Origin of the sequence: Methylobacterium sp. Leaf399 (genome assembly GCF_001424525.1) — a bacterium.
GTDB lineage: Bacteria > Pseudomonadota > Alphaproteobacteria > Rhizobiales > Beijerinckiaceae > Methylobacterium.
In genome coordinates this window covers 916,009-939,327 of sequence record NZ_LMQK01000001.1, presented here as the reverse complement: position 1 = coordinate 939,327, position 23,319 = coordinate 916,009, and the positions used below count along the sequence as shown (strand labels likewise).

At 70.5% G+C, this 23,319-nt stretch carries 19 protein-coding genes; 4 read left to right on the top strand and 15 right to left on the bottom strand.

What is annotated here, in order from left to right:
* Positions 1 to 155: 155 nt before the first annotated feature.
* From ASG40_RS04300 to ASG40_RS04245, 13 genes are all read right to left on the bottom strand, one after another.
* Positions 156 to 1,064 carry a hypothetical protein gene (locus tag ASG40_RS04300; RefSeq protein WP_055880917.1) on the bottom strand — a complete coding sequence of 303 codons (909 nt, stop codon included), beginning with the start codon at positions 1,062 to 1,064 and terminating at the stop codon, positions 156 to 158.
* Positions 1,061 to 3,115: a glycosyltransferase gene (locus ASG40_RS04295; RefSeq protein ID WP_055880914.1), complete on the bottom strand. Its 2,055-nt coding sequence runs from the start codon at positions 3,113 to 3,115 to the stop codon at positions 1,061 to 1,063. Before ASG40_RS04295 ends, ASG40_RS04300 begins: the two co-directional genes overlap by 4 nt.
* Positions 3,112 to 5,136 carry a glycosyltransferase gene (locus ASG40_RS04290; protein WP_055880911.1) on the bottom strand — a complete coding sequence of 675 codons (2,025 nt, stop codon included), beginning with the start codon at positions 5,134 to 5,136 and terminating at the stop codon, positions 3,112 to 3,114. The genes ASG40_RS04295 and ASG40_RS04290 overlap by 4 nt, the downstream gene beginning before the upstream one ends.
* On the bottom strand, positions 5,133 to 5,870 hold the full coding sequence (locus ASG40_RS04285) for a hypothetical protein (RefSeq protein ID WP_055880907.1): 738 nt from the start codon (positions 5,868 to 5,870) through the stop codon (positions 5,133 to 5,135). Before ASG40_RS04285 ends, ASG40_RS04290 begins: the two co-directional genes overlap by 4 nt.
* 153 nt (positions 5,871 to 6,023) lie before the next feature.
* Entirely contained in the window at positions 6,024 to 6,920 is an 897-nt protein-coding gene (locus tag ASG40_RS04280; protein ID WP_055880903.1) for a GGDEF domain-containing response regulator, read from the bottom strand.
* Positions 6,921 to 7,022: 102 nt separating this feature from the next.
* A complete protein-coding gene (locus ASG40_RS04275; RefSeq protein WP_055880900.1) occupies positions 7,023 to 7,436 on the bottom strand; it encodes a hypothetical protein in 414 nt (137 codons plus the stop codon).
* 193 nt (positions 7,437 to 7,629) lie between these two features.
* The gene (locus ASG40_RS04270) at positions 7,630 to 7,884 is read right to left on the bottom strand and encodes a hypothetical protein (RefSeq protein WP_082523878.1); all 255 of its coding nucleotides are present in this window, start codon (positions 7,882 to 7,884) and stop codon (positions 7,630 to 7,632) included.
* A gap of 191 nt (positions 7,885 to 8,075) precedes the next feature.
* Positions 8,076 to 8,267, bottom strand: coding sequence for a hypothetical protein (locus tag ASG40_RS04265; protein ID WP_055880896.1), 192 nt, complete (start codon positions 8,265 to 8,267; stop codon positions 8,076 to 8,078).
* Between the two features lie 137 nt (positions 8,268 to 8,404).
* Positions 8,405 to 8,728, bottom strand: a complete 324-nt coding sequence (locus tag ASG40_RS04260) for a hypothetical protein (protein WP_055880893.1) — start codon at positions 8,726 to 8,728, stop codon at positions 8,405 to 8,407.
* Positions 8,718 to 8,879, bottom strand: coding sequence for a hypothetical protein (locus tag ASG40_RS21000; protein ID WP_156387536.1), 162 nt, complete (start codon positions 8,877 to 8,879; stop codon positions 8,718 to 8,720). The genes ASG40_RS04260 and ASG40_RS21000 overlap by 11 nt, the downstream gene beginning before the upstream one ends.
* A gap of 267 nt (positions 8,880 to 9,146) precedes the next feature.
* A complete protein-coding gene (locus tag ASG40_RS04255; protein ID WP_055880890.1) occupies positions 9,147 to 11,399 on the bottom strand; it encodes a xanthine dehydrogenase family protein molybdopterin-binding subunit in 2,253 nt (750 codons plus the stop codon).
* A 13-nt stretch (positions 11,400 to 11,412) separates the two neighbouring features.
* Positions 11,413 to 12,420 carry an FAD binding domain-containing protein gene (locus ASG40_RS04250; RefSeq protein WP_055880885.1) on the bottom strand — a complete coding sequence of 336 codons (1,008 nt, stop codon included), beginning with the start codon at positions 12,418 to 12,420 and terminating at the stop codon, positions 11,413 to 11,415.
* Entirely contained in the window at positions 12,417 to 12,923 is a 507-nt protein-coding gene (locus ASG40_RS04245; protein ID WP_055880882.1) for a (2Fe-2S)-binding protein, read from the bottom strand. The genes ASG40_RS04250 and ASG40_RS04245 overlap by 4 nt, the downstream gene beginning before the upstream one ends.
* 213 nt (positions 12,924 to 13,136) lie before the next feature.
* Here ASG40_RS04245 and ASG40_RS04240 point away from each other — a divergent pair, with 213 nt between their 5' ends.
* Entirely contained in the window at positions 13,137 to 14,522 is a 1,386-nt protein-coding gene (locus ASG40_RS04240) for a M20/M25/M40 family metallo-hydrolase (RefSeq protein WP_055880878.1), read from the top strand.
* Positions 14,523 to 14,769: 247 nt separating this feature from the next.
* Here the strand turns inward: ASG40_RS04240 and ASG40_RS04235 are convergent, their stop codons facing one another.
* Both ASG40_RS04235 and ASG40_RS04230 read right to left on the bottom strand, forming a co-directional pair.
* Complete coding sequence (locus tag ASG40_RS04235) at positions 14,770 to 18,231, bottom strand: ATP-binding protein (RefSeq protein ID WP_055880875.1); 3,462 nt, start codon at positions 18,229 to 18,231, stop codon at positions 14,770 to 14,772.
* Positions 18,231 to 19,466, bottom strand: coding sequence for a metallophosphoesterase family protein (locus tag ASG40_RS04230; RefSeq protein WP_055880872.1), 1,236 nt, complete (start codon positions 19,464 to 19,466; stop codon positions 18,231 to 18,233). The genes ASG40_RS04235 and ASG40_RS04230 overlap by 1 nt, the downstream gene beginning before the upstream one ends.
* 946 nt (positions 19,467 to 20,412) lie before the next feature.
* On the opposite strand from ASG40_RS04230, the gene ASG40_RS20995 reads away from it, so the two are divergent.
* From ASG40_RS20995 to ASG40_RS04220, 3 genes are all read left to right on the top strand, one after another.
* Positions 20,413 to 21,183 (top strand): hypothetical protein, encoded by a 771-nt coding sequence (locus ASG40_RS20995; protein WP_156387535.1) that lies wholly within the window; start codon positions 20,413 to 20,415, stop codon positions 21,181 to 21,183.
* A gap of 255 nt (positions 21,184 to 21,438) precedes the next feature.
* Positions 21,439 to 21,966 (top strand): hypothetical protein, encoded by a 528-nt coding sequence (locus ASG40_RS04225; protein WP_055880867.1) that lies wholly within the window; start codon positions 21,439 to 21,441, stop codon positions 21,964 to 21,966.
* Complete coding sequence (locus ASG40_RS04220; RefSeq protein ID WP_082523877.1) at positions 21,884 to 23,191, top strand: terminase large subunit domain-containing protein; 1,308 nt, start codon at positions 21,884 to 21,886, stop codon at positions 23,189 to 23,191. Before ASG40_RS04225 ends, ASG40_RS04220 begins: the two co-directional genes overlap by 83 nt.
* Positions 23,192 to 23,319: the final 128 nt, after the last annotated feature.

Sequence of the window (23,319 nt, the reverse complement as noted above, 5' to 3'; positions counted from 1 at the left end):
CGGAAACGGCCTCCCGCCGTCGATCCGATCCCACGCCGTGCGGCCTCGTCCCGAAGCGGAGCGAACGCCGCTTCGCCGAAAGGCCCCTAGACCTCGATCCGCTTTCCCGCCCCTTCTGTCGAAGGTCTCGGCGTCCCTGGACGAGGTCGCGGGGATCACGCCAGCTCGCGCACGGCGAGGCAGCCGGGCGGGAACGAGGCCTTGAGCCGGGGGATGTCCGGGGCGAGGTCCCACAGCCGCGCCTCGGCGTAGCGCACGAGGGTGGTGCCGTCGGCATCCCTGGCGCCGTGGAAGCAGGATTCCAGGGTGAGCGCCAGGGTCGGGTTGGGCGGGTGCAGCCGCAGGCGCATGTCGATCTCGATGGCGAGACTGTCGAGGGCGGAATCGGCGAAGGCGGCCAGATTGTGCGTCAGGACATCGACCTCGGACCCGTCGAGGGTGAGGAGCAGGCAGATCCGGGCCGCCGCCTGGGTGCAGGCCGCCACCGGCGCATTGCGCAGGAGGCTCAGGCAGAAGCGCGGGATGCGGGCGTTGGGATAGGCCCACTGCCGTCCCTCGGGCACGCCGCGCAGGAAGACCGCGTCGAGCGGCCGGGCCAGGGACGGGCTGGCGATGCGCCGTTCGGCCCGCCCGTCGGTGCGGAAATGCAGGAGCGGGTTGGCGCCGGCCCTGGCCACGTCGGGATAGCGGGCGAGATAGGCCACCGTGCTGAAGGCCGGGCTCGGATCGAAGCCGGCCTTCACCCCGAGGCTCATGTAGTGCCGCACCGGATCGAGGGCGGTGGGCCCGCTCTGGTCGCGGTAGTAGGCGGTGTCGAAATCCGCGCTCGGGTTGCGGTCGGCGGCGGCCCCCGACCGGACGAAATGCAGGTACGGGTCGAGGCCCGAGGCGACGACGTCCGGATAGGTGCGCTCGTAGAACACCGCATCGAACAACCTCGGCACCGGGCCGAGGGTGGCCCGCCGGTAGGCGGCGGTGACGAGGCGGATGGCGCGCCGGCGGAGCGAGGCGTCGGTCGTGTGTGGCTCGGTCTTATGGGAGTTGGTCTTATGGGAGTCGGTCATGCGAATGTCGGCGCCTCGCAGAGCCGTCTCAGGAGGGTGGCGTAGGGGGCGGGCGCGCAGTCGATGCGCAGGCGCTCGAGGCCGGCCCGCTGCACGGCCTCCCAGGTGGCGCGGTCCTCGTGCAGGTGGACCAGGGCATCGGCGAACCCCTCCGGGTCGCGCCAGTCGCGCACGCGGTAGCCGGTGCCCTCCGGCCAGCCGATCTGGTCCGCGAGGATCGGCGTGACCACCCCCGGCAGGCCGCGCGAGACCGCCTCGTGGACCTTGTGCGGGATGCCGGCGGCAAATCGCGTCGGGGCCACCGAGACCCGGGCGGCATCGAACAGCGGGCCGGGATCGGCCACCCGGCCGTGCACGGTCACGCCCGGCCGGGCCAGGCGCTCGGCCACGGCGGGCGCCACCTGCCCGACCACGTCGAAACGGGCCTCGGGCAGCCGGCGGCGCAGGCGCGGCCAGACCGCGTCGAGAAGCCAGACCAGGGAATCGACGTTGGGCTCGTGGGCGAAGGCCAGGGACCCGATGAACAGGAATCCGTGCCGCCCCGCGAACCCGGGCGGGTCGGGGCGCGGCGCCAGGGCGTGCCCGAGCACGGCGGCATTAGCGCGTCCGTAGCGGGCGACGAGGCCGGCCTCGGCCTGCGAGACGCAGACGACGTGATCGGCGCGAGGAAAGTTGCGGGTCTCGCGCCTCGCCTCGCGGGCGAGGGTCGCGGCGTTGGCGGCCTCGCCGTTCAAGGCGGCGGTGACGAAGGCGCGCACGGCGAACAGCGCCTCCGAATCGAAGATCACCCGCGAGCGTCCGACCCGGCGCAGGGTCAGGCCGAGGTCGTCGACGATCTGGCAGACGAGGTCGATGTTGGCCGGGCGGCTGACCCAGAGCACGTCGTAATAGTCCGGCCGCTCCTGGATCAGCTTGGCGATCCCCTCGGGGCCGCAGGGGTCGATGACCTCGATGCGGGTGGAGAGGTCGCGGCGGCGGGCGGCCGGCTCCTCGCCCGTGCCGAACACCGAGCAGAAGGTCACCGCGTAGCCGAGGTCGGCCATGGCGTTGAGCACGCCGTTGGCCCGGGGCAGGCCGGCCCCGAGGTCCTGGTGCGGGGTGAAGTCGTCGACCACCAGCACGCGCAGGGCGAAGGCGTCCTGGTCGCGGCCGCCGAACCCCCGGCGCTGCGGGCCCTGCTCGAACAGCCAGGCCCCGTGCCGCTCGCGGAACAGGGCGCGGTTGCGGTCGAGCAGGCGTTCGACGTCCTCGCGCCGGGGCGAGGTGGCGTTCTCGACGTGGATGGCGGTGGCGCGGGGCTGGTAGACGACCCGCCGGCCCTTCTGCAGGACCCGCACGCACAGGTCGGTGTCCTCGAAATAGGCCGGTGCGTAGCGGTCGTCGAAGCCGCCGAGCTCCTCGAACAGCGCCCGCTCGATCAGCAGCACCGCCCCGGAGACGTAGCCGACGTCGCGCGCGAACCCGGCCTCGGCGGCGAAGGGATCGGTCCAGCCGCGACCGTAGGGATGGGTAACCTGCTCGTCGTCGCGAAAATTCGCGCCGGCCTCCTGCAGGATGCCTCCGGGGAAGACGAGGCGTGCGCCGACGATGCCGACCTCGTCGAACTCCTCGAGGGTGTCGACCAGCGCCTTCATCGCCCCCGGCATCAGGTCGATGTCGGGGTTGAGGAACAGGATGTGGGGGGCCCGCGCCAGCGCCGCCCCGGCGTTGCAGGCCGGCCCGAAGCCGACGTTCTCGGCGTTCTGCACCACGCGCGCACCGTCGAGGCGGGAGAACAGCGTGCGCGTCTCGGCATCCGAGGCGTTGTCGACGACGATCACCTCGAAGGCGACCCCGGCGAGGTCCTGCTGCGCGGCGAGGCGGTAGAGGGTCAGCGCCAGGAGCGGGCCGGCCCCGTGCGAGACGATCACCACGCTGACCCGGGGCGCGGCGACATCGCGAAAGCCGATGCGCACGTCGTTGAGCGCCAGGTGGTTCCAGATCAGCGCGGCCTCGACGAGGGCGACGCGGCGGCCGGCGGCGGGATCGACGGTGTCGATGGTGATGGTCATGGCGGGCTTCCGGGCCCGTTGGGGCCGGCGAGGTCAAGCACGCCGATCATGTCATCGGTAAGGACGAGAATGCGGTCGCCGGGGACGGCCTGAGACAGGTCGTGGTCGAGGCGCAGGGTGGCGGGCACCGGGGTCAGCTCGTCGCGGCGCCGGGCGGTGAAGGCAGCGCCCCATCCGGCCGCCGTCTCGGCGAAGGCCGCCCCCATGCGCTCGCCGGCCGACAGCCCGGCCCGGTCGACGGCGAAGACCGCGGCTTCGCGCGGTGCCGTCAGGAAATGGCTCGGGACCACGGTGGCGAGGAGGAGCATGCCGTCGCAGATGCCGACGAGACGGGCCTGTGCCCGCCAGTCCGGCTCCGCCTGCGAAAGCAGCAGGGCGAGATCCTCGCGCACGGCCCGCGGCAGCGCCCGGTCGCGGACCCATTCGGGGGAAAGGGCGAGGCGGCGCTCGCAAAAGCCGGCGTCGGAAAGAGCGGCCGCGGTCCGGGGTGCCGTCGCATCGGCGGCCGTCGCGAACCAGCGCCGGCGAGAGGGCGAATAGGCACGGGCGGCGGCATCCGCTCCGGCCGGCACGCGCTCGGTGGCGACGAGGCGGCCGTGGTCGGGATGCTCGCGCAGGGCCGAATCGAGGGAGTCCAGGCCGCTGAGCACCACCGTCCCGAACCGCTGGACCGCCACGGGCTCCGGGGCGGGATCGGCCGGCGGGGCCGGTGGCGGCGGGACGGGTTCGGCGGAGGCCGGCTTCGGCTCCCCGCCGGAGAACATCGCGGCGTAGGGTCTCGTCACGCGATCGGTCATGTCGCCGGCCTTGGCGAGCCAGCCCCGGAGCCGGGTCCGCTCGGGCACCGGCCCGTCGCGGGACGGCGCCCGCCAGTCGCGGATCATCGCCACGAGGTCCGTCTCGGCAGCCTCGGCGCGGGCATTGTAGGTGGCGAAGAGGTCGGCGCAGGCCCGGGCCAGGACCGCGAGGCCGTCCGCGTCCCCGGCGAGGGACAGAACCTGCGCCTTGACGTCCTCCGCCCCCTCGCAGCGATGGGCCGGCACGAGCGGATCGAACCCCTCGAAGCCGACCACGGTGCCCACCACCGGCACGCCGAAGGACAGGGCCTCGGCCACCTTCATCTTGAGGCCGGTGCCCATCAGCATCGGCGCCACCACGAGGTCGACCTCCTCGTAGAAGGCCGCGACCGAGGGGACGTAGCCGGCCAGGCGAACCCCGGCCGGGACGGGCCCGGCGAAGCTCGCGCAGATCTCGCCCGCGATCACGAGTTCCGGGCGCGCCGGCGTCCAGCCCTCGGCCCAGGCCTCGACGAAGCGGGTGATCGAGACGCGGTTGGGATCGTTGCCGTGGCCGATGAAGCCGAGCCGCGCCAGGCGCGACGGGGTCCGGAAGGGAGCCTCGACGAGGAAGCGCGGCGGCAGCAGGTGCACCCGGCTCGCGGTCAGGGCGCGGAAGTGGGCGGCCTCTTCGGACTGGATCGCCAGCACGATGTCGGCGCGGTCGAGGCCGATCGTCTCGTTGGCGGTATCGGTGTAGAAGAAGTTCGGCTCGGCCCGGAACGGGCGGTATTGCCGCTGCCGGTCGGCGAAGCGGTCGTGGGTGTCGATCAGCGTGAGGACGCCGGGCGGGACGGCGGCGAGCGCGCGCGACAGGAACACGTAGTTGACGAGGACGGTACGGGTCTCGGGGTGGGCCGCCAGGTACCAGGCGACGAAATCGCCGACCGCCTGGGGGCACCAGTCGTCGATGCCGAAGCAGCGCGCACGCGTCTTGAGGGGGATGGTCTCGTCCGCCTCGATCAGGAAGCTGCGCTGGAACGACGCCGCCGTGGCCACCATGTCGGTGGGCGGATGCTGGCCGAACCGCCGGTAGATCTGGTCCTCGTGGGCGACGTAGGCGAGGTCCACGGCAAAGCCGGCCCGCTGCAGGGACTGGCAGGTGGTCACGAGGCGGCGGCGGTTGCCCGCGCTCGTGGGGAAGGGCGGCATCGGCGCCAGGACGAGGATCGTGTCCGCACTCATCGCGGGGCGGGGGCCGCCACGATGCGGGCGGTGGAAAAGCCCGCCTCCGTGAGGAGGATCGCCCGGTCGGGCCGCGTGCCGCACGGCCGCCCCCAGACGGTGTCCAGGGTCAGATCGGTGCGGACGTCGCCTCCCGGCCGCACCCGCGCCGAGGCGACGCGGGCACAGGACAGATCGCCGTCCCCGCGCAGGAGGAGGTAGTTCGGCACCGAAAAGCCCGCCAGCGTCACCGTCGAGGCGCCCTCGCCCGACACGGTCAGTTCCGGGGCCGTCTCCGGCACCGGCAGGGCGTCGATCACCGGCCGCAGCATCGGCAGGAGCTTCGACAGCGGCCCCACCGTTTCGGGCACGATCGCCGAGAGGACGGCCACGCACAGCGCCTCGCGCTCGACGGCGGTGAGGGCCTGGGCGGTGCCGGAGCGGGGAACGGCGATGGCGAGATCGTGGAAATGCGTCGCCAGCGCCAGTTCGCCGGCCTCGCGCAGGGCGGTGGCGGCATCGGGACCGGCCAGGACCAGGAGCGCCACCGGTGCCTGCCCCCCGCTCCCGGCCTCGCCCATGCCGGCGAAGGTCCAGGTCACGAGGTCGAGGCCGCCGGGCGCCAGCACCGCCAGCGGGATCGGCAGCGAGGTCGAGACGGGATAGCGGCACACCACGACGTGATCGGTGATCGGCCAGATCTCACCGCCGACACGGCGTGCGGCCTGCGCCGCGGGTTCGGCGAGGCTCGTCATGCATCATCCTCGCGCTGTGCGACGGAACGCCGGGAGATATCGGCGACATCGGCCAGCCGCTTGCACGACCGGGCGGCGCCCCGTCAACCACCTTGGCTCGCGGGCGACTAGGCGTGCCGACCGCAAGGCACACGGGCGGCGGCGTCCGTCCGCTCAGCCGGCCCGCTCGAGGAGGAGATCGGTGGTGGCGGAGACGACGCGGTTGCGCCCGGCCACCTTGGCTTCGTAGACGGCGATGTCGGCCCGCTTGATCATGCCCTCGACGGTGTCGCCCTCCGACCATTCGCTGACGCCGAAGCTGCAGGTGACGCGGATGGGTGTCTTGGCGCCCCGCAGCCGCAGGGACTCGATGACGAGGCGCAGGCGGCCGGCGGCGGCTTCGGCCTCGGCAAGGGTCTTGTTGGGCAGCACAATGGCAAATTCCTCGCCGCCCAGGCGCCCGACGATGCCGTCTGCGGCCAGTTCGCGGGCGACGCTCTGCAGGGCGGTGTCGCCGACGTCGTGGCCGTGCTCGTCGTTGATGCGCTTGAAGAAGTCGATATCGGCGATGATGGCGCTCATTCGGCCGTGGTTGCCGACGCGCTCGGCCGCCTCGTGGACGCGCTTGAGGAAGGCGCGGCGGTTGAGGAGGCCGGTGAGGGGATCGGTGTCGGCGAGCCGGATCAGTTCGCTCTGCATGGTGGTGAGGCGCTCGGCGGCGCGCAGGCGGGCGTGGAGTTCCTCGGCACCCGGCGGCTTCTCGATGAAGTCGTCGGCCCCGCTGTCCAGAGCCTCGGCCAGATTGCGCGCGTTGCGGGCCGAGGACATGGTGATGACGTAGAGCGGGCGGTTGGCCTCGGCCAGGAGGCGGGCCGACCAGCACAATTCGAGCCCGCTCAGGGGCCGGACCTCGAGGCTGGTGATGAGCACGCGCACCGAGGCGGTCTGGGTGACGTAATCGAGCGCCTCGGCAGAGTTCGTGAACACGCCGACCGTGTGACCGTGCGGTTCCAGCAACCCGGCGACGATCTTGAGGACGACGCGGCTGGAATCGACGATGACGATGTGCATGGCGTCCGGATCTGTCCAAGGGAGACGATTCCCCCTCAGACTAACCGCAACACCTTAATGGGTTGCCAAATCCACCCGCCGACGGTCCCGATGCAGCCCCAATCAGCGCCGGGGCACCGAGACCGAGATCACGCGCGCACCGCCGCCGTATCCACGACGGGCATCGTATGCGACGCCCGGACGGCTCGTACGGTCGTCGCCGGCAAGGCCGCTCCTGCGGGCGGGCGCATCGATGACGTAGACGGTGGGGACACCGGCGGGCGCGGCACGGATTCCGCTCGCGGTGGGAATGCCGTAGGTGCCGTAGCCCCAGGCGGGCGGAACGATGTCGCTGGGGGACGGAAACCGGGTGAGGGGGGCGCCGATGTAGTCGCCCCGGATCGCCGGCTCAGCGAATCCATGGCCGTAGGACGGGCCGTAGACGACCGAGCGGGAGCCGCCGTAATAGCCCTGCGCCGACACGCCGGCAGTGGCGCTGGCCAGGACCAGAACCGAACCGAGCGCCCTTAGCGACATCCGTTGCGACCACCTCATACGCCGTACTCCTGCCCGCGCGGTAAGGATTGCTTAACCCAATCCATGAACACTGCGAGGGAGAGAGTCGTTCCGAACGGCACCATAGCGCCAGGGGCGAAGACTGCGTAGGCGAACGTGGTGGGACGGGCTTCGCGGTGGGACGACGCCAGGTCGGCGGACGAAAACGGCCGGCTCAGCGGCAGGTGGTGACGCGGCGCACGATCCAGCCTTCGCCATCGACCCAGAGGCGGCGGCGGGCACGGCTACAATTGGCGGCGTCGTCACCGGTATCGGGCGAGAGCGCCGGCTGGGTGTCGGCGCTCGACACCTGGGCGACCTTGGTGGTGACCGCCTCGGGGGCGGCCGTGGCGGGCTGAACGCCGGCCAGGGCAAACGCCATAGCGACGCCCGCCGCGAGGGCGGCCAGGCTCGTGTTCTTCGCGCTCATGATCTTCTCGTCCGCCTGCCTTGACCTGGAAACACCGCATTCGGCGCTCCGGCGATGACCCGGCCCGTCACCGGCTCCAGATCGTCCCGACCGTCGGACAAATAAAGCGCGAAAACCGTATTCAGTTGCAGAACGAACGCGGTTACCGGCGATAAATATCGCGCCGCGTGCGGCACGACACCGGATGCCTGTTATCGCGGCACCGAAACCGGGGTCCGGGGGGGGCCGTCGTGGCCGGCGGTGACGCTCAGCATGGGCAGGACGACGGCGATCTGAAGCGCATCGGTGGTGCCGATCGGCGCGGTCGCCACCCATGCGCCGAGCCCGAGGGCGAGGGACAGCGCCAGGAGCGACGCCTCGACGCCGCGATAGAAACCGTCCATCCGAACTCTCCCCGCGCGGCCCCGGCCCTGACGTCGCGCCACCGGAGAGTCTAGTCGGGGAGGGTTAAGAGGAACCCCACCGACCCGTGCGACGCCGAGGCCGCAGGAACCCGCGGTTTCAGCGGAAGGAGACGGCGTCAGGCCTGGCCCATCGTGGCCATCTGGGCGAGATCCTGCGACGGCGGTTGCAGCAGGGCGGCGGCGAGCTGGGCTTCGAGCACCACGAGATCGCCGTCCGGGTCCGGCTCCCAGCCGCAGGCGCAACCGCCGGGGCCGTCGTGAGCCTGCGCCATCTGGCGGTAAAGGGTACCGATCGTGCGGGCGGCCACCTGCAGGGCGTCCATCGGCGGCAAGGGACCGCGATGCAGCACGGTCCAGAACGCCCGCCGGATCGCCTCGTCGAGGTCGGCCCGGGTCGCGGCGGCGGCGGCACACGGCCGATTCACGCGATCAGCGGCCATGGCGGACCTCCCGCGCGGGCGCCAGCGCGGGGTCGGCGCCGTCGCGGTCGATGAACCCGGCGAGGCGGTGGAGGCGCAGATCGAGGCAGGAGCCGTCCCACCACGCGATCTGCCCCCACTGACGGATCGTCGTCAGCACCCGTTCCACCATTCCGGCCTCCGTCGATCACCCGTTCCGGCGACCTGAATGAAGACCGATCACAGCAAGATCAAGCAGCGATCGCAATATTGGAATTCCTATAGATTGTAATGCTTATATCGTCGACTGGCGTCGATCGAGAACGATTCCACTCTACCCATAAAATACCTTGCGGCCCTCCACATTCGAAGCGCGGAGCCACGGCGCGCACGAAAAAGGCCGGATCGGACGAGGTGTCCGATCCGGCCGGTGGCAGGGCCGACCCGGTGACGATGGATCTCAGCCGATGAGCTTGTCCACGGTGATGGGCAGATCGCGGATGCGCTTGCCGGTGGCGTGGAACACCGCATTGGCGATGGCGGCGGCCGTGCCGACGATGCCGATCTCGCCCAGGCCCTTCACGCCCATCGGATTGGCCTTGTCCTCCTCCTCGACGAAAATCACGTCGAGGTTCTGGATGTCGGCGTTCACCGGCACGTGATACTCGCCGAGGTTGTGGTTCATGAACCGACCGATGGTGTGGTCGAGCATCGACTCCTCTTCGAGGGCCGAGCCGATACCCATGACGACGCCGCCCAGGATCTGGCTGCGTGCAGTCTTGGGATTGATGATCTTGCCCGCCGCGATGGCCGAGACCACGCGGGTCACCCGCACCTGGCCGAGGTCCTCGTCGACCTTCACCTCCACGAAGATCGCCGAGTGGGTATAGGCCGCGAACTCCTTGGCGTGGCCGGAGTCCGGCCCGGCGGACTCGGTCGCCTCGACCTTGTCGACGGCACCCGCCGTCATGGCGTCGACGAGCGAGACGCTGCGCGACGGGTCCCCGGCCACCGCGATGCGGCCGCCCTCGAAGACCACGCGGTCGAAGTCGACGTTGGCCAGCGGCGAGTCGTCCATGGCGCGGGCCATGGCGAAGACGTCGGCGGCGATCTTGCGGCAGGCCTTCATCACGGCGGTGCCGGACGAGGCGGCGGTCCAGGAGCCGCCGGCCACGGGCGCCTCGGCCAGATCGGTGTCGCCGAGCTTGGTCGTGACGTCCTCCATCGGCAGGCCCAGCACTTCGGCGGCGATCTGCGTCAGGATGGTGTAGGTGCCGGTGCCGATGTCGCCGGTGGAGTTGCCGACCACGAGCTTGCCGTCCGAGGTCAGGGTCGCCTGGGCGCTCGACTGCTGCATCAGGGCTTCCCACACGCCGGTGGCCATGCCCCAGCCCACCAGCTCGCGCCCCTCCGTCATGGAGCGCGGCTCCGGGTTGCGCCGCTCCCAGCCGAAGCGCTCGGCCCCTTGCGCGTAGCAGGCGCGCAGGGCCTTGGAGCCGAACGGCTTGCCCTCGGTGCGGTCGCGCTCGGAATAATTGGCCAGGCGCAGCGCCACCGGGTCCTGGCCGGTGGCATAGGCCAGCTCGTCCATGGCGATCTCGAGGGCGAGGACGCCGGTCACCGCGCCGGGCGCACGCATGTCGGCCGGCGTGTAGGTGTCGATCTGCGCGAGCTTGTAGCTCAAGGCGACGTTGTCGCAATCGTAGAGGATGGCCGACCAGTTGACGACGACCTCCTGGTAATCCTCGAAGCGCGAAGTGCCCGAGAGGGCGTCGTGGCGCAGCGACTGGAGGTTGCCGGTGGCATCGGCCCCGAGGCTGACGCGCTGGCGCACGTCGGGGCGGTAGCCGAAGGTGAACATCTGGTCGCGGGTCAGGGTCACGCGCACCGAGCGTTCGAGGTCGCGCGCGGCCATCACGGCGAGGAAGAGCTGGTATTGCGGGCGCAGGCCGATGCCGAAGCCGCCGCCGAGGTAGGGGTTGAGCACCCGCACCTCGTCCTTCTTCATCCCGAACACCGCCGCGATGTAGCCCTGGCTGTTCGAGACGCCTTGGATCTTGTCGTAGACGGTGATGCGCCCGTTACCGTCCCAGACCACGGTGGAGGCGTGCGGCTCCATCGGGTTGTGGTGCTCGACGGCGAGGCGGTAATCGTTGGAGAGCTTCACCGGCGCGGCCTCGTAGGCCGCCGTCGCGTCACCCCAGGGCTGGGGCGGCGGCTTGATCCCGGCGCGCTTCTTTGGCGGGTCGTAGGCGAATTCGGCCTGGGCATCGACGTCGGTGGCCGGCACCTCGGCGGCATAGGCAACCTTCACCAGCGAGGCGGCATGGCGGGCGGTCTCGAAGTCCTCCGCCACCACCAGGGCGACCGGCTGGCCGCTGTAGTGGATCACGTCGTCGTAGAGCGCCCGGAACGGCGAGCCGGGGGGTGCCACCGCGTCGCGGTAGTTGTAGTCGAGCCAGGCCGTGCGCGGCCGGTTCTCGTGAGTGAAGACCTTGATGACGCCGGGCACCGCCTCGGCCTCGGCCGTCTCGATGGCGGTGATCCTGCCCTTGGCGATGCCGCCGGAGACGACGTAGCCGTGGGCGAGGTCGGGGGCGGCGAACTCGCCGGCGTATTTGGCAAGGCCCGTGACCTTGGCCGGACCGTCGACGCGGCTGTGGGCGGTGCCGACGTAACGGTCGGTGCCGGTGGAGCTGATGGTGGTGACCATGAGGCTGTGACCTTTACGCGATGCGCTTGTCGGAGATCGACTGGGGCGTGCCGGCGGCGGCCTGGGAGAGGCCCCGCACGATGGCGCGTCGCGCGAGTTCGACCTTGAAGGCGTTGCCCGACTGGGGCTCGGCCTCGGCGACGACGATGGCGGCGGCGGCCTCGAAGGTCTCGGCCGTCGCCGGCTTGCCCCGGAGCGAGGCTTCGGCTTGCGGGTTGCGCCAGGGCTTGTGGGCGACGCCGCCCAGAGCGAAGCGGCCCGCCCGGATGGTATCGCCGTCGAGATCGAGCACGGCCGCCACCGACACGAGCGCGAAGGCGTAGGAGAGCCGGTCGCGCAGCTTGAGGTAGGTGTAATGCGAGGCCGCATCCTGCTCCGGCAGGTCCACCGAAAGGACGATCTCGTCGGGTGCCAGGGTGGTGTCGATGTGGGGCGTGTCGCCCGGCAGACGGTGGTAGTCGGCGAACGGGATGCTGCGCTCGCCGCCGGGGCCGGCCACCCGCACCACGGCGTCGAGGGCGGCCAACGCCACGCACATGTCGGACGGGTGCGTGGCGATGCAGGCGTCGCTGGCCCCGAAGATCGCGTGGATGCGGTTGACGCCGCCGATGGCCGGGCAGCCGCTGCCGGGCTCGCGCTTGTTGCAGGGCGTCGCCTCGTCGTAGAAATAATAGCAGCGGGTGCGCTGGTTGAGGTTGCCGCCGGTGGTGGCCGCGTTGCGCAATTGGCCCGACGCACCGGCCAGGATCGCGTTGGCCAGGACGGGGTAGCGCTCTACGATGCGCGCATCGTGGGCGGCCGTGGCGTTGGTGACGAGCGCGCCGAGGCGAAGCCCGCCCTCGTGCTCCTCGATGGCATCCAGCGGCAGGCGGGTGATGTCGACGAGGCGCCCTGGCCGCTCGACGTTGTACTTCATCAGGTCGACGAGGTTGGTGCCCCCGGCGATGAAGCGGCCGCCGCCGGCCACGGCCTGCACGGCCTCGGCCACGGTGCCGGCGCGGACGTAATCGAAGCGGTTCATCGGGCGGCTCCCGACTGCATCACGTCCTCGATGGCGTCGACGATGTTGGTGTAGGCGCCGCAGCGGCAGATGTTGCCGCTCATCGCCTCGCGGATCTCGTCCCGCGACCGGGCATGACCTTCGGCGATCATCCCGGCCGCGGAGCAGATCTGGCCGGGGGTGCAATAGCCGCACTGGAAGGCGTCGTGCTCCACGAAGGCGGCCTGGAGCGGGTGCAGGGTGCCGGCTTCGGTCAGGCCCTCGATGGTGGTGACGGTGGCGCCGTCCTTCATCACGGCCAGCGCCAGGCACGAATTGATGCGCTTGCCGTCCACCAGCACCGTGCAGGCACCGCACTGGCCATGGTCGCAGCCCTTCTTGGTGCCGGTCAGGTCGAGGCGTTCGCGCAGGAGATCGAGCAGCGTCGTCCAGGGGGCGACCTCGAGGGTGCGGACCTCGCCGTTGATCGTCAGGCTGATGCCGACGGTCTCCATGGCCCGGGGTGAGCCGCTGTCGATGAGCATGGGCGATCCGCTGTTTGCTTCGGTCGGATGGTCTGCGCGCGACAAGCGGGCGGACCGGGGTCGTGCGGCGGGGCCCGGTGGCGGGCCGCTCGGCGCAGTCGATAACAGTTCCAGTCTGCGCCCTGTTCCCCCGGGCCGGACGGGGCCACGGTTTACGGCCGGCCCCGGCCTCGGCTACGCCTTCTGGAAACGCACCCCGATCAGGATCCCGCCATGGCCGCGCTCGACCCCGTGCTCAACGACATCGACCACGATCTCGACAACGCCCTCGCGCGGCTGTTCTCGTTCCTGCGCATCCCCTCGATCTCCACCGATCCGGCCTATGCCGGACATTGCCGCGAGGCCGCCGCCTGGCTGGAGGGCACCCTCGCGGCGATCGGCTTCGAGACCGGCATCCACGAGACCAGCCTGCACCCGGTGGTGCTGGCGCATGCGCCGAAGCCCGGGAAGCCGCACGTGCTGTTCTACGGGCATTACGACGTGCAGCCGGTGGACCCGCTGTCCTTATGGGAGACGCCGCCGTTCGAGCCGCGCATCGCCACCGATGCCGCGGGCGAGAAGCGGATCGTCGCGCGGGGCGCCTCCGACGACAAGGGCCAGGTGATGACCTTCGTCGAGGCCTGCCGCGCCTGGAAGGCGATGGATGGTGAGCTGCCCTGCGGCGTCACCATCCTGATCGAGGGTGCCGAGGAGAACGGCTCGCAGGGCCTGCCCGAATGGGTGGCGGCCAACCGGGACAAGCTGGCCGCCGACATCGTGCTCGTGTGCGACACCAGCATGTGGAATTCCACGACGCCGGCGATCACCACCTCGCTGCGCGGGCTCGCCTATTTCGAGGTCAAGGTCACCTGCGCCGACCGCGACCTGCATTCGGGCTTCTTCGGCGGGGCCGCCGCGAACCCGATCCACGTGCTCGCCAAGATCATCGCCGACCTGCACGACACCGAGGGCCGGGTGACGCTGCCGGGGTTCTACGAGGGCGTGCGCGAGACCCCGCCCGAGATCCTCGAGCAGTGGCGCGGCCTCGACCTCAGCCCGGAGACGTTCCTGGGTCCGATCGGCCTGAGCCAGCCGTCCGGCGAGCGCGGGCGCATGCTGATCGAGCAGATCCAGTCGCGCCCGGCCTGCGACGCCAACGGCATCATCGGCGGCTACACGGGCGAGGGCACCAAGACGGTGATCGCATCCCAGGCCAGCGCCAAGATCTCGTTCCGCCTCGTGGACGACCAGGACCCGGAGGTGCTGGCGACCACCTTCGAGGCGTTCGTGCGGGAGCGCATCCCCGCCGACTGCTCGGTGGAGGTGGTCTGCTACAAGGGCTCGCGGGCCATCAGCCTGCCGTTCGACATGCCGGAACTCGACATCGCCAAGGCGGCGCTGGCCGCGGAATGGGGGGTGCCCCCCGTCACCATCGGCGCGGGCGGCTCGATCCCGATCGTCGGCGACTTCAAGCGCCTGCTCGACCGCAACACCCTGCTCATCGGCTTCGGCCTCGACGACGACCGCATCCATTCGCCCAACGAGAAGTACGACCTGCGCAGTTTCCACAAGGGCACGCGCTCGTGGGCGCGGATCCTGGGGGCGTTCGGGGGGCTCTGAAACCCTCCCCCGCGGAGCGACCGTATTCGCACATCCCCGAACGCCGTCCTGGCTCGCCCCACCCTCTCCCCTCATCCCGAGGTGCCGGAGCGAAACGGAGGCCTCGAAGGAGTCCTCCAGATACCGCTGTGCCCTCTGGAAACCTCCTTCGAGGCCCGCTGACGCGGGCACCTCAGGATGAGGGGGCGGGTGGGAGAAATGCGTGCATCCGATAGCCCGCTGAAGGGGGAAGGGTTGGCGCGCCCCCTCACATCGTCACGACATCGACCCCATCGCCCAGCCGCGCGCGGGCAAGGTCGGCGACGTGGGCGTGGTGGGTGAACAGGATCGGCTGGATCGTCCCGCCCACCGCGGCCAGGGCCTCCAGGCCGTGGCCGGTGCGGGCGTCGTCGAAGGTGATGAAGAGGTCGTCGCCGATGAAGGGGGCCGGCTCGCCGCGGGCGGCGTAATCCTGCAGGTAGGCGAGCCGCAGGGCGAGGTAGAGCTGGTCGCGGGTGCCCTCGCTCAGGCCCTCGACCGGGACCGAGCCGCCGTCGGCCCGGCGTCCGGTGAGGCGGGGGGTGTCGGCCTCGTCGTACTCCTGCGCCAGCCCGGCGAAGGCGCCCCCGGTCAGGCCCGAAAACAGGTCGCCGGCCCGCGACAGGAGCGGGTCCTGCTGTCCGGCCCGGTGGCGGCCGATGGCGGTGCCGAGCATGAGGTGGGCGAGCTTGAGCACCGCCCACTGCCGGGCGTGGACCTGCAACTCGGCCTCCGCCGCCTTGCGCTGGGCGACCGCGAGTTCGGCGCCGACCCCGCCCTCGAGGTCCTGTCGGCGGCGCTCGCCCCGGTCGCGGTCGGCGAAGACGACGCGGCCCTCCTGGTCGTGGGCCTCGTCCTCCATGGCGATGCGGGCGAGCGCCGCCTCGATGGCATCGGGCGAGGTCGCCACGAGGTCGTCGCGCAGGCTCGCCTCGGGCAGGCCGTCGGCGGCGCGGGTGAGTTCGGCCCGGCGGGCGGCGAGATCGGCCCGCAGGCGGGCGCGGGCCAGGAGGCGGCCCTGCAGGGTCTCGATCGCGGGGATGGCATCGGCGCCGAGATCGGGCCGGTAACCGGCGAGGTGTCCGGTCAGGGCCGCTTCGGCCCTGGCGAGGTCGGCGTCGGCGATCTCGACCCTGCGGTCCGCCTCGTCACAGTGGCGCGTAAGCGCGGTGCGGCGCGCCTGGGCGTCGCGGGCCTGTTGCAGGCGGCCGTGCAGGGAACGGATCGCGGCGCTGGGCGCCATCTCCGCCAGGGCGGGGGCGACGGCGGCCAGGAGTTCGGCCACGGTCGCGGCATAGGTCTCGCGGTCGCGGCGGATGCCGGCGACCCGGCGGGCGAGGGTGTCGTGCGCGTCGAGGGCGAGCGGCACCGCCCGCCATGCCTCGATGGCGCCCTCGGCCTCGGCGAGGCTGGCGGTCGCTGTGAGACCGACGGCGGCGACGGCCTCGCCCCAGCCCGCCGCCCAGGCGGTGCGGCCGGCGTCGGCCTCGCCGAGGGCGTCGCCGAGCCGGGCGCGTTGCGTCGCGGCGGCGCGCAGCCGCGCCTTGGCCTCGCGGCCGGCCTCCCACAGGCCGGCGAGTTCCGTGATACGGTCGTCGAGCCGTGCCAGGAGGAGCGCCGGCGGCAGGGTATCGAGACCGGACACACCGGCGCGGGCGGCCAGATCGACCAGGGGCGTCCGGCACGCCTCGATGCGGCGCGAGAGGGCCGCGATTTCGTTTTGTCGGCTCTCCAGGACCTGCTGGCCCTCGATGAGGTTGACCGCCTCGCCGAGCCAGACCGCCATTTCGGCCGGCGGCAGCGGGAGGATGCCGGCCGGGGCCCAGGCGGCGCGCCAGTCGTCCAGCGCCTGGGAGGCCTCCGCGGCGATCTCGTCGAGGCTTGCGCGGGCGCCGGCCTCCTCCTCCTCTTCGGCCGCGAGACGGCGGTGGTCGGCGGCCTGCTCGGCGACGCGGGCGGCGTCCAGGGCGAGGTCGTCGGCCATGCGGTCGGCGGCCGACACGGCGCGCTCGTAGCGGGCGATGGGGTCGGCGCCGGTCGTGCCGGCGCGCAGCGGGGCGAACAGGTCGTCGCGCTCCCGGCGCAGGGCGGAGAGATCGACGAGCGACGGGATCGGCCGGCCGGCCTCGCGGCGCAGGAGCCGGGTGCGGGTCGCCGCCACCGCCTTGCGGGCGGTGGCGAGGGCATCGCAGGCGCGCAGGCGCTCGCGCTCCTTGGCCTCCATCAGGGTGCGGAACCGCGCCACCGTCTCGGGCTGGGGCAGGGGCGCATCGACCAGGGCGGCGGGGTCGGTGACGGCGGGCGAGAGGCGGGCGGCCTGCCCGGCGAGCAGCCGCGCCTCGTGCCGCACCGCCGCATCGAGGGCGTCGCGCCGGGCCAGATCCTCGCGCAAGGGAGCCAGCACCTTGAAGGCGGCGCGCAAGGGGCCCGGATCGACCACCACCCCCTCGGCCTCCACCGCGCGGGCGAGGTCGGCTTCCTCGGCGGTGGCCGCGGCGAGGTCGCGCCGGAGCCGGGTGAGCGTGGCCTCGCGCTCGCGGCCCTCGCGGACCAGGGCGTCGATGCGGGCGCGGGCGGCGTCCGAGGGCTGGCGGGCGGACAGGGCGGCGCGGTCGGGCAGGCCGACCCGGATGGCCAGGCGGTCGAGGTCGGCCGCGGCCCGGTCGGCGTCGGCCTGGATGCGGGTGAGATCGACCCCGTCCTTGTCGAACCGGTCGATGCCGCGGAACCGCTCGAGGATGTCCTGGTCGCGCGCGATCACGCCGGCCTCGACGGTGACCGCGTCGCGGTCGGCGCTGGCATGCGCCAGGGCGGTGCGGGCCCGGGCCTGTTCCGCCCCGGCCGCGCGCAGGGCCGAGAGGGCGTCGCCGAGGCGGTCGATCCAATCCGGGCTCGCCTCGACGAGGTCGGGGTCGGCCTCCGCCTGCGCCGAGATCGCGTCGATGGCGGCCACCAGCGGGGCGACGCGCTTGAGCCGTTCGAGCCGGGCGCGCTCGCGGGCGATGGCCTCGCGGGCGTCGCGGATCGCGTCGAGGCGGGATGCGGCGGCCTCGATCTCGTCGTTGAGGGCACGCCAGTCGCCCGCGCGCAGTTCGGTCTCGCGGATCGCCCGGCGCGCGGCCTCGTGCCGGTCGAGGGCCTGGTAGAAGGTGCGGTCCTTCGAGCGGCGCGGGGCGAAGATGGCGTCGGCCTCGGTGCCGAGCCCCTTCTGCAGGTCGTGGTAGCCGCGCAGGCCCGAGGCGGCGGCGAACAGGCTGGCCCCGACCTCGCCGTCGCTGGTGAGCATCTCCCGGCCGCCCTGGCGCAGGCTGGCCGCATCGAGGCCGAAGGCGCGGCAGAACACGTCGCGGGTGAGCCCGCCGAGGAAGGGCACCAGCGCGTCATCGGGCAGGGCCGCATCGGCGGCGTCGACGAGGGTGCCGCTGTTGCCCTTGCGCCGGCGGAAGGCGAGGCGGCGGCCGTCCGCGGCCTCGATCTCGGCCCCGAGCCGGAGGGTCTTCATCTCGTGCAGGAAGGCGAAGCGGGTGCGCGCCTCGATCCCGAACAGCAGGTCGGTGACGGCGGCCAGCGCCGTGCTCTTGCCGGCCTCGTTGGGGCCGAGCACCACGTGCAGCCGCGCATCCGGCCGGAAGGCGAGGCGACGGCCGGAAAAGGGGCCGTAGCGTTCGAGGTCGAGGCTGAGCAGGCGCATCAGCAGGACCGGCCGGACAGGCGCCCGACGATCACCGCCTCGGCCTCGGCGCAGAGGGCGTCGAGGTCGGACAACTCCTCCCCGCCGGCCCCGGCCGGGAGCTTGCCCCCGATCTCGGCCAGGACCGCCGCGGCGCGGGCCCGGAAATCCGGGTCGCGCTCGACGCTGGCCAGCATCGCGACGGGGTCGATGCCGGAAATGTCGATGCGCGGACCCGCCCCCTCGGGCCGGCGGGTGGCGTTGACGAGGCGCTCCAGCCAGATGTCCTCGTGGATGCGCTGGGCCGCGGCCTGGACCTCGGCGGTGAAGGCCTCGCGGTCGGCGGCGATGCGGTCGTGCAGGCCGGTCTGTCCGGTCAGGCGCAGGCGCAGGGCCAGGAGCCGCCCGCCGGCCTCCTGCGCCAGGGGCCGCAGGGCCGCCTCGATCGCCGCCAGTGCCGCGCCCTCCTCGGCGATCCCGGCGAGGGCGACGTCGAGGGTCGCGAACCGGGCCTGGTCGACGATGAGCCGGCTCACTCCGGTCACGCGGCCGTCGGCGACCTCCACCACCACGGCGCCCTTGGCCCCGCATTCGCGCACCGAGCGGCCCTGGAGGTTGCCGGGAAACACGATCCACGGGTCGCGGGCGAGCTCGGCATGCTCGTGGATGTGGCCGAGCGCCCAATAATCGTAGCCGCGCCCCGCGAGATCGGCGATCGAGCAGGGCGCGTAGGTGTCGTGCAGCGACGAGCCGGTGCAGGAGGTGTGGAGCACGCCGATGTTGAACCAGCCCGGCACGGGGGCCGGATAGGTCAGGGCGTAATTCTCCTCCACCGCCCGGTTGGGGAAGCTGCGCCCGTGGAGGGCCACCCGCAGGTGGTCGAGGCGGTGGGTCTCGGCCCGGTCGGCGCGGTAGCCGCGCACGCAGGGGGGCAGGGTGATCGCCTTGGTGATGACGCTCTCGGCATCGTGGTTGCCCCGCACCAGCACCACCGGAATGCCGGCCCGGTCGAGTCGCGCCACCTGCCGGGCGAAGAACAGCCCGATGGTGTTGTCGGCCCAATCGCCGTCGTAGACGTCCCCGGCCACGATCAGGAACGCCACCTTCAGGGCGATGGCCCGGTCCACCAGCTCCTCGAACGCCCGCCGCCCGGCCGAGGCGAACCGCCGGGCGATCTCGGCATCCTTGAGCGCGAGCCCCGAGAGGGGGCTGCCCAGATGCAGGTCGGCGGCATGGATGAAGGTGAAGGCGGCCATCGGGCTGGCGTAACGCGGATCGCGCGCGGGTGTCACGGGGTTGGGGGATTGGGCTGTGGAGGGGGATTTTTGGGATGTGATGCTGGGAGGCCGGAGGGGGTGTTTCACGTGAAACCCAGGGGCGTCGCTACCATTCTACCGTGGCAGCAAAGTCAATTTTTTACGCCTTGCGCCACCAAAAATTCGACGTCATTATAGCTTATCGATACCAATTATAGCATATATTTTTTGGAACAACTGCGATACTAATTATATAATAGCAATGAATACTAAATTGACATACATCGCACCGGCACGCCGCGTTGCGATGCTTTGTGCGCAGACAGCAGCGCTACCGTGCGATTTTGCGAGGCGTCACATAACTCCAAGCCCCGGCAACATGGTTGCAAAGCCGGCCCATCTAGGGTTGTCTGCCTCTCCGTTAGGCGGGACCGTATGCCTCTAGATGAACTTGTAACATCGCCCAAGACGCTTGATGCGATTCCTTCTTGGAATGGGCGCGCAGATCCTTTGCGATTTGAGTTTTTGCAGACATTAAGCATTGATGGAGCAACGATAGGAGGGCTATCACTAAGAGGAAAGGCTCACAAAACACATCTAGATCGTGATGTGATGCTTCAACTTGAATATCGACCCAGTGGTCGAACGAGCATCCTGTTATATAGAATCGATTGGCGCCCATTCCACAACCATACCAATGATGCAAAATGCCCAAACGATCTTGCGTTTGAGGAATTCTCAGGCACTCATGAGCATGATTTTTGGTTAAACTATCTATCTCGCTTGGATAGGATGCGCTCAGGAAACCTTCCTAATGCTTGCATTTGCGAACCAGAACCAAACAACTACACTTCTCTGCTGGACTATTGCGCAAATCGCTTAAATATCATAAACTTGCACATGCTTCCGCCGCCTCAGGCTTCGACAGACATGTTCAGGCCGTAGCATGACACTAGGGTTCAAAATTTCCCCGTCAGTGCCGCTGGCAGAAGCGGTTGACATAGCCGTGCGTAAAATCGTGCGCGCTGATCACCGCCAAGGCGGCTCACATGTAACAATGCCCATACGCTATCCTAGTGGGGCTTCTGCTGTGCTTGAGATAACTCAAACAGGAGACAGGTGCTTCATCAATGATATGGGCCTGGGGTTTCTTGAAGCAGAAATGATTGGCGCCACTCGTCAGTACGAGAGGCATGCACGAATAATCGCTGAAGATACGGGCATCCGTTATGATGGACGTTCATTCTTTGTCGCAGAGGTTCCGACAAAGAAGCTAGCGGGTGCAATGACTCTTGTCGCGGATAGCTCTCATAGATGCGCCTCGTTCGCTGCCTTGAAAGCCGCAGAGCGAGCAGAAACGGATATCAGACAAAACGTTTTCGATCGTATGATTAGCCTATTTGGAGCGGATCATGTTAGGCGCGATTCGCCTTTTATTGGCGCATCTGGGCATGAATGGAAGGTACCCTTTTTGATTGACCTTGACCATGGTCGCGCGGTTATTGAAGCCATCAGTCCTCATTCGGGCTCTATTGCTTTTACAGTAATGAGGCTAAGCGATATTAGTCGACTGGAAACCCCTCCGCCGAGGCTTGTTGTTGTTAACGACAAGAGAAAACTTGGAGATATGCTTGGGGTTGTTTCGCCTGTATCTACCGCTGTTATTGATATATCAGAAAGCAAGAGACATTTTGAAAAGTTTTTGCTCGTTGCGTGAGCAATCAATGAAGTTAACGAATTTCGATATTTTTTTAAACGGCAATCGTCTCGAATGAGACGTTTTGCGTCTCGTATGCCGGACCACAGCCTGTCGGCGCTAAAGCATCGGGAAAAACACATGGAGCCCAGCCCCATGCGAACTCGGTCTCCTTTCATAAATTCCTGTCATAGGAATTTATGTTGACACCGCGACGCTCCTCGGCTATCACTCCTCCACGCTCAAGAAGTGTGACGAGAGACGGCGGGGGCGGCGATGACGGGTTCGCCTCAGGAGGGGCGTCGGCGCGTCGAGGCGCTGGTGCGCGGCACCTCCAAGACATTTGGGCAGATCGCCGCGGAGACCGGTGTCGCCCACCCGTCGACCATCGCGAAATGGAGCCAGCGTCATGGCTGGCGCCCGTCGGCGGCGTCGGGCGGAAAGAACGACCTGCGGGCGACCCTGCGCCGCCACGTCGCCCGCCAGATTTCGCGGTTCGACGTGGCCCTGCGGCAGGCACCCAAGACTCTCGCGCCCGAGACCCTGGCACCCAAGACCCTCGATTCGGCGAAGGTGCTGCGCGATCTCGGCGGCCTCAAGAAGCTCCTGGACGAGATCGACGCGGACGGACGGCGGGAGGCGGGCGATGGCAAGGATGCTGGCGGCGACCCCGGCGGCGGCCTCGACCTGCCCGCCCTGCGCGCGCAGATCGCGGACCGCTATGCGGCATTCGCAGGCGACGGGGCGGCTGCCGGCCTTCCTGGCGAGCCTGCCGCCGGCCCTGGTCCTGACCCTGGCGCGTGACTGGCTCCATTGCGCCCGCCCCGACCAGATGCCGCCCTGCGAGGGGCGAACCCCCTGGACCACCTGGGCGGTGATCGGCGGGCGCGGCTCGGGCAAGACCCGCACGGGGGCCGAGTGGGTGCGGGCGCTGGCGCTGGGCGATCCCGCCTTCACGGCGAGCCCCGTCGGGCGGATCGCGCTCGTCGGCGAGACCTTCGCCGACGTGCGCGACGTGATGATCGAGGGGCCGTCCGGCCTGCTGGCGCTCGCCGGCCCGCGCCCGGTGTGGTCGCCCTCCCGCCGGCGGGTCGATTATCCCAACGGCGCGGTGGCGCTGGCCTTCTCGGCCGAGGAGCCGGATTCCTTGCGCGGGCCGCAGTTCGGCGCCGCCTGGTCGGACGAACTCGCCAAGTGGCGCCAGGCGGAGGCCGCCTACGACATGATCCAGTTCGGGCTGCGGCTGGGGGCGCGGCCGCGCAGCCTCGTCACCACGACGCCGCGCCCCACCGCCCTGATCCGCCGGCTCCTCACCGACCCGTCCGTGGTGGTGAGCCGCTCGCGCACCGCCGACAACGCCATGAACCTGGCGCCGTCCTTCCTCGAGGGCATCGTCGGGCGCTACGCCGGCACCCGGCTCGGGCGCCAGGAACTCGACGGCGAGCTGATCGAGGACCGGCCGGACGCCCTGTGGAACCGGGCCGGGATCGAGGCGGCCCGCGTGGCCAGGGCGCCGGACGCGCTCAGGCGCATCGTGGTGGCGGTGGACCCGCCGGCCTCGTCGCGGGCCGGGGCCGACGCCTGCGGGATCGTGGCGGCGGGGTTGGCGGATTCGGGCCACGCCTACGTGCTGGCCGACGCCACGCTGAGCCGGGCGACGCCGCAGGTGTGGGCGCTGGCCGCCCTCACCCTCTACCACCGGCTCGAGGCCGACGCCCTCGTGGTCGAGGTCAACCAGGGCGGCGAGATGGCCTCGGCCGTGATCGCCCAGATCGACCCCGCCGTGCCGGTGACCCCGGTGCGGGCCAGCCGCGGCAAGTACCTGCGGGCCGAGCCGGTCTCGGTGCTCTACGCCCGCGGCCTCGTCCACCACGTCGGCGCCTTGGCCGCCCTGGAGGACGAACTGTGCGACCTCGGCCCCGACGGCCTCTCCACCGGCGCCTCGCCGGACCGCCTCGACGCGCTGGTGTGGGCGCTGACCCACCTCATGCTGGGGGCCAGGGCGGAGCCGCGGATCCGGGGATTGTAGGGCCCGCTCTCCCCTTGTGGGGAGGGGCCGGGGGTGGGGGTGGTTCCGCCAGCCTCCGGCCAGGGTCGCCCCACCACCCCCACCTCCAACGCCTCTCCACAAGGGGGAGGAGAGACCCGCGAGAGCCC

Coding starts and splice junctions, on each gene's coding strand:
- ASG40_RS04300 (WP_055880917.1), bottom strand. CDS start 1,064: ATGACCGACTCCCATAAGACCAACTCCCATAAGACCGAGCCACACACG.
- ASG40_RS04295 (WP_055880914.1), bottom strand. CDS start 3,115: ATGACCATCACCATCGACACCGTCGATCCCGCCGCCGGCCGCCGCGTC.
- ASG40_RS04290 (WP_055880911.1), bottom strand. CDS start 5,136: ATGAGTGCGGACACGATCCTCGTCCTGGCGCCGATGCCGCCCTTCCCC.
- ASG40_RS04285 (WP_055880907.1), bottom strand. CDS start 5,870: ATGACGAGCCTCGCCGAACCCGCGGCGCAGGCCGCACGCCGTGTCGGC.
- ASG40_RS04280 (WP_055880903.1), bottom strand. CDS start 6,920: ATGCACATCGTCATCGTCGATTCCAGCCGCGTCGTCCTCAAGATCGTC.
- ASG40_RS04275 (WP_055880900.1), bottom strand. CDS start 7,436: ATGTCGCTAAGGGCGCTCGGTTCGGTTCTGGTCCTGGCCAGCGCCACT.
- ASG40_RS04270 (WP_082523878.1), bottom strand. CDS start 7,884: ATGAGCGCGAAGAACACGAGCCTGGCCGCCCTCGCGGCGGGCGTCGCT.
- ASG40_RS04265 (WP_055880896.1), bottom strand. CDS start 8,267: ATGGACGGTTTCTATCGCGGCGTCGAGGCGTCGCTCCTGGCGCTGTCC.
- ASG40_RS04260 (WP_055880893.1), bottom strand. CDS start 8,728: ATGGCCGCTGATCGCGTGAATCGGCCGTGTGCCGCCGCCGCCGCGACC.
- ASG40_RS21000 (WP_156387536.1), bottom strand. CDS start 8,879: ATGGTGGAACGGGTGCTGACGACGATCCGTCAGTGGGGGCAGATCGCG.
- ASG40_RS04255 (WP_055880890.1), bottom strand. CDS start 11,399: ATGGTCACCACCATCAGCTCCACCGGCACCGACCGTTACGTCGGCACC.
- ASG40_RS04250 (WP_055880885.1), bottom strand. CDS start 12,420: ATGAACCGCTTCGATTACGTCCGCGCCGGCACCGTGGCCGAGGCCGTG.
- ASG40_RS04245 (WP_055880882.1), bottom strand. CDS start 12,923: ATGCTCATCGACAGCGGCTCACCCCGGGCCATGGAGACCGTCGGCATC.
- ASG40_RS04240 (WP_055880878.1), top strand. CDS start 13,137: ATGGCCGCGCTCGACCCCGTGCTCAACGACATCGACCACGATCTCGAC.
- ASG40_RS04235 (WP_055880875.1), bottom strand. CDS start 18,231: ATGCGCCTGCTCAGCCTCGACCTCGAACGCTACGGCCCCTTTTCCGGC.
- ASG40_RS04230 (WP_055880872.1), bottom strand. CDS start 19,466: ATGGCCGCCTTCACCTTCATCCATGCCGCCGACCTGCATCTGGGCAGC.
- ASG40_RS20995 (WP_156387535.1), top strand. CDS start 20,413: ATGACACTAGGGTTCAAAATTTCCCCGTCAGTGCCGCTGGCAGAAGCG.
- ASG40_RS04225 (WP_055880867.1), top strand. CDS start 21,439: ATGACGGGTTCGCCTCAGGAGGGGCGTCGGCGCGTCGAGGCGCTGGTG.
- ASG40_RS04220 (WP_082523877.1), top strand. CDS start 21,884: ATGCGGCATTCGCAGGCGACGGGGCGGCTGCCGGCCTTCCTGGCGAGC.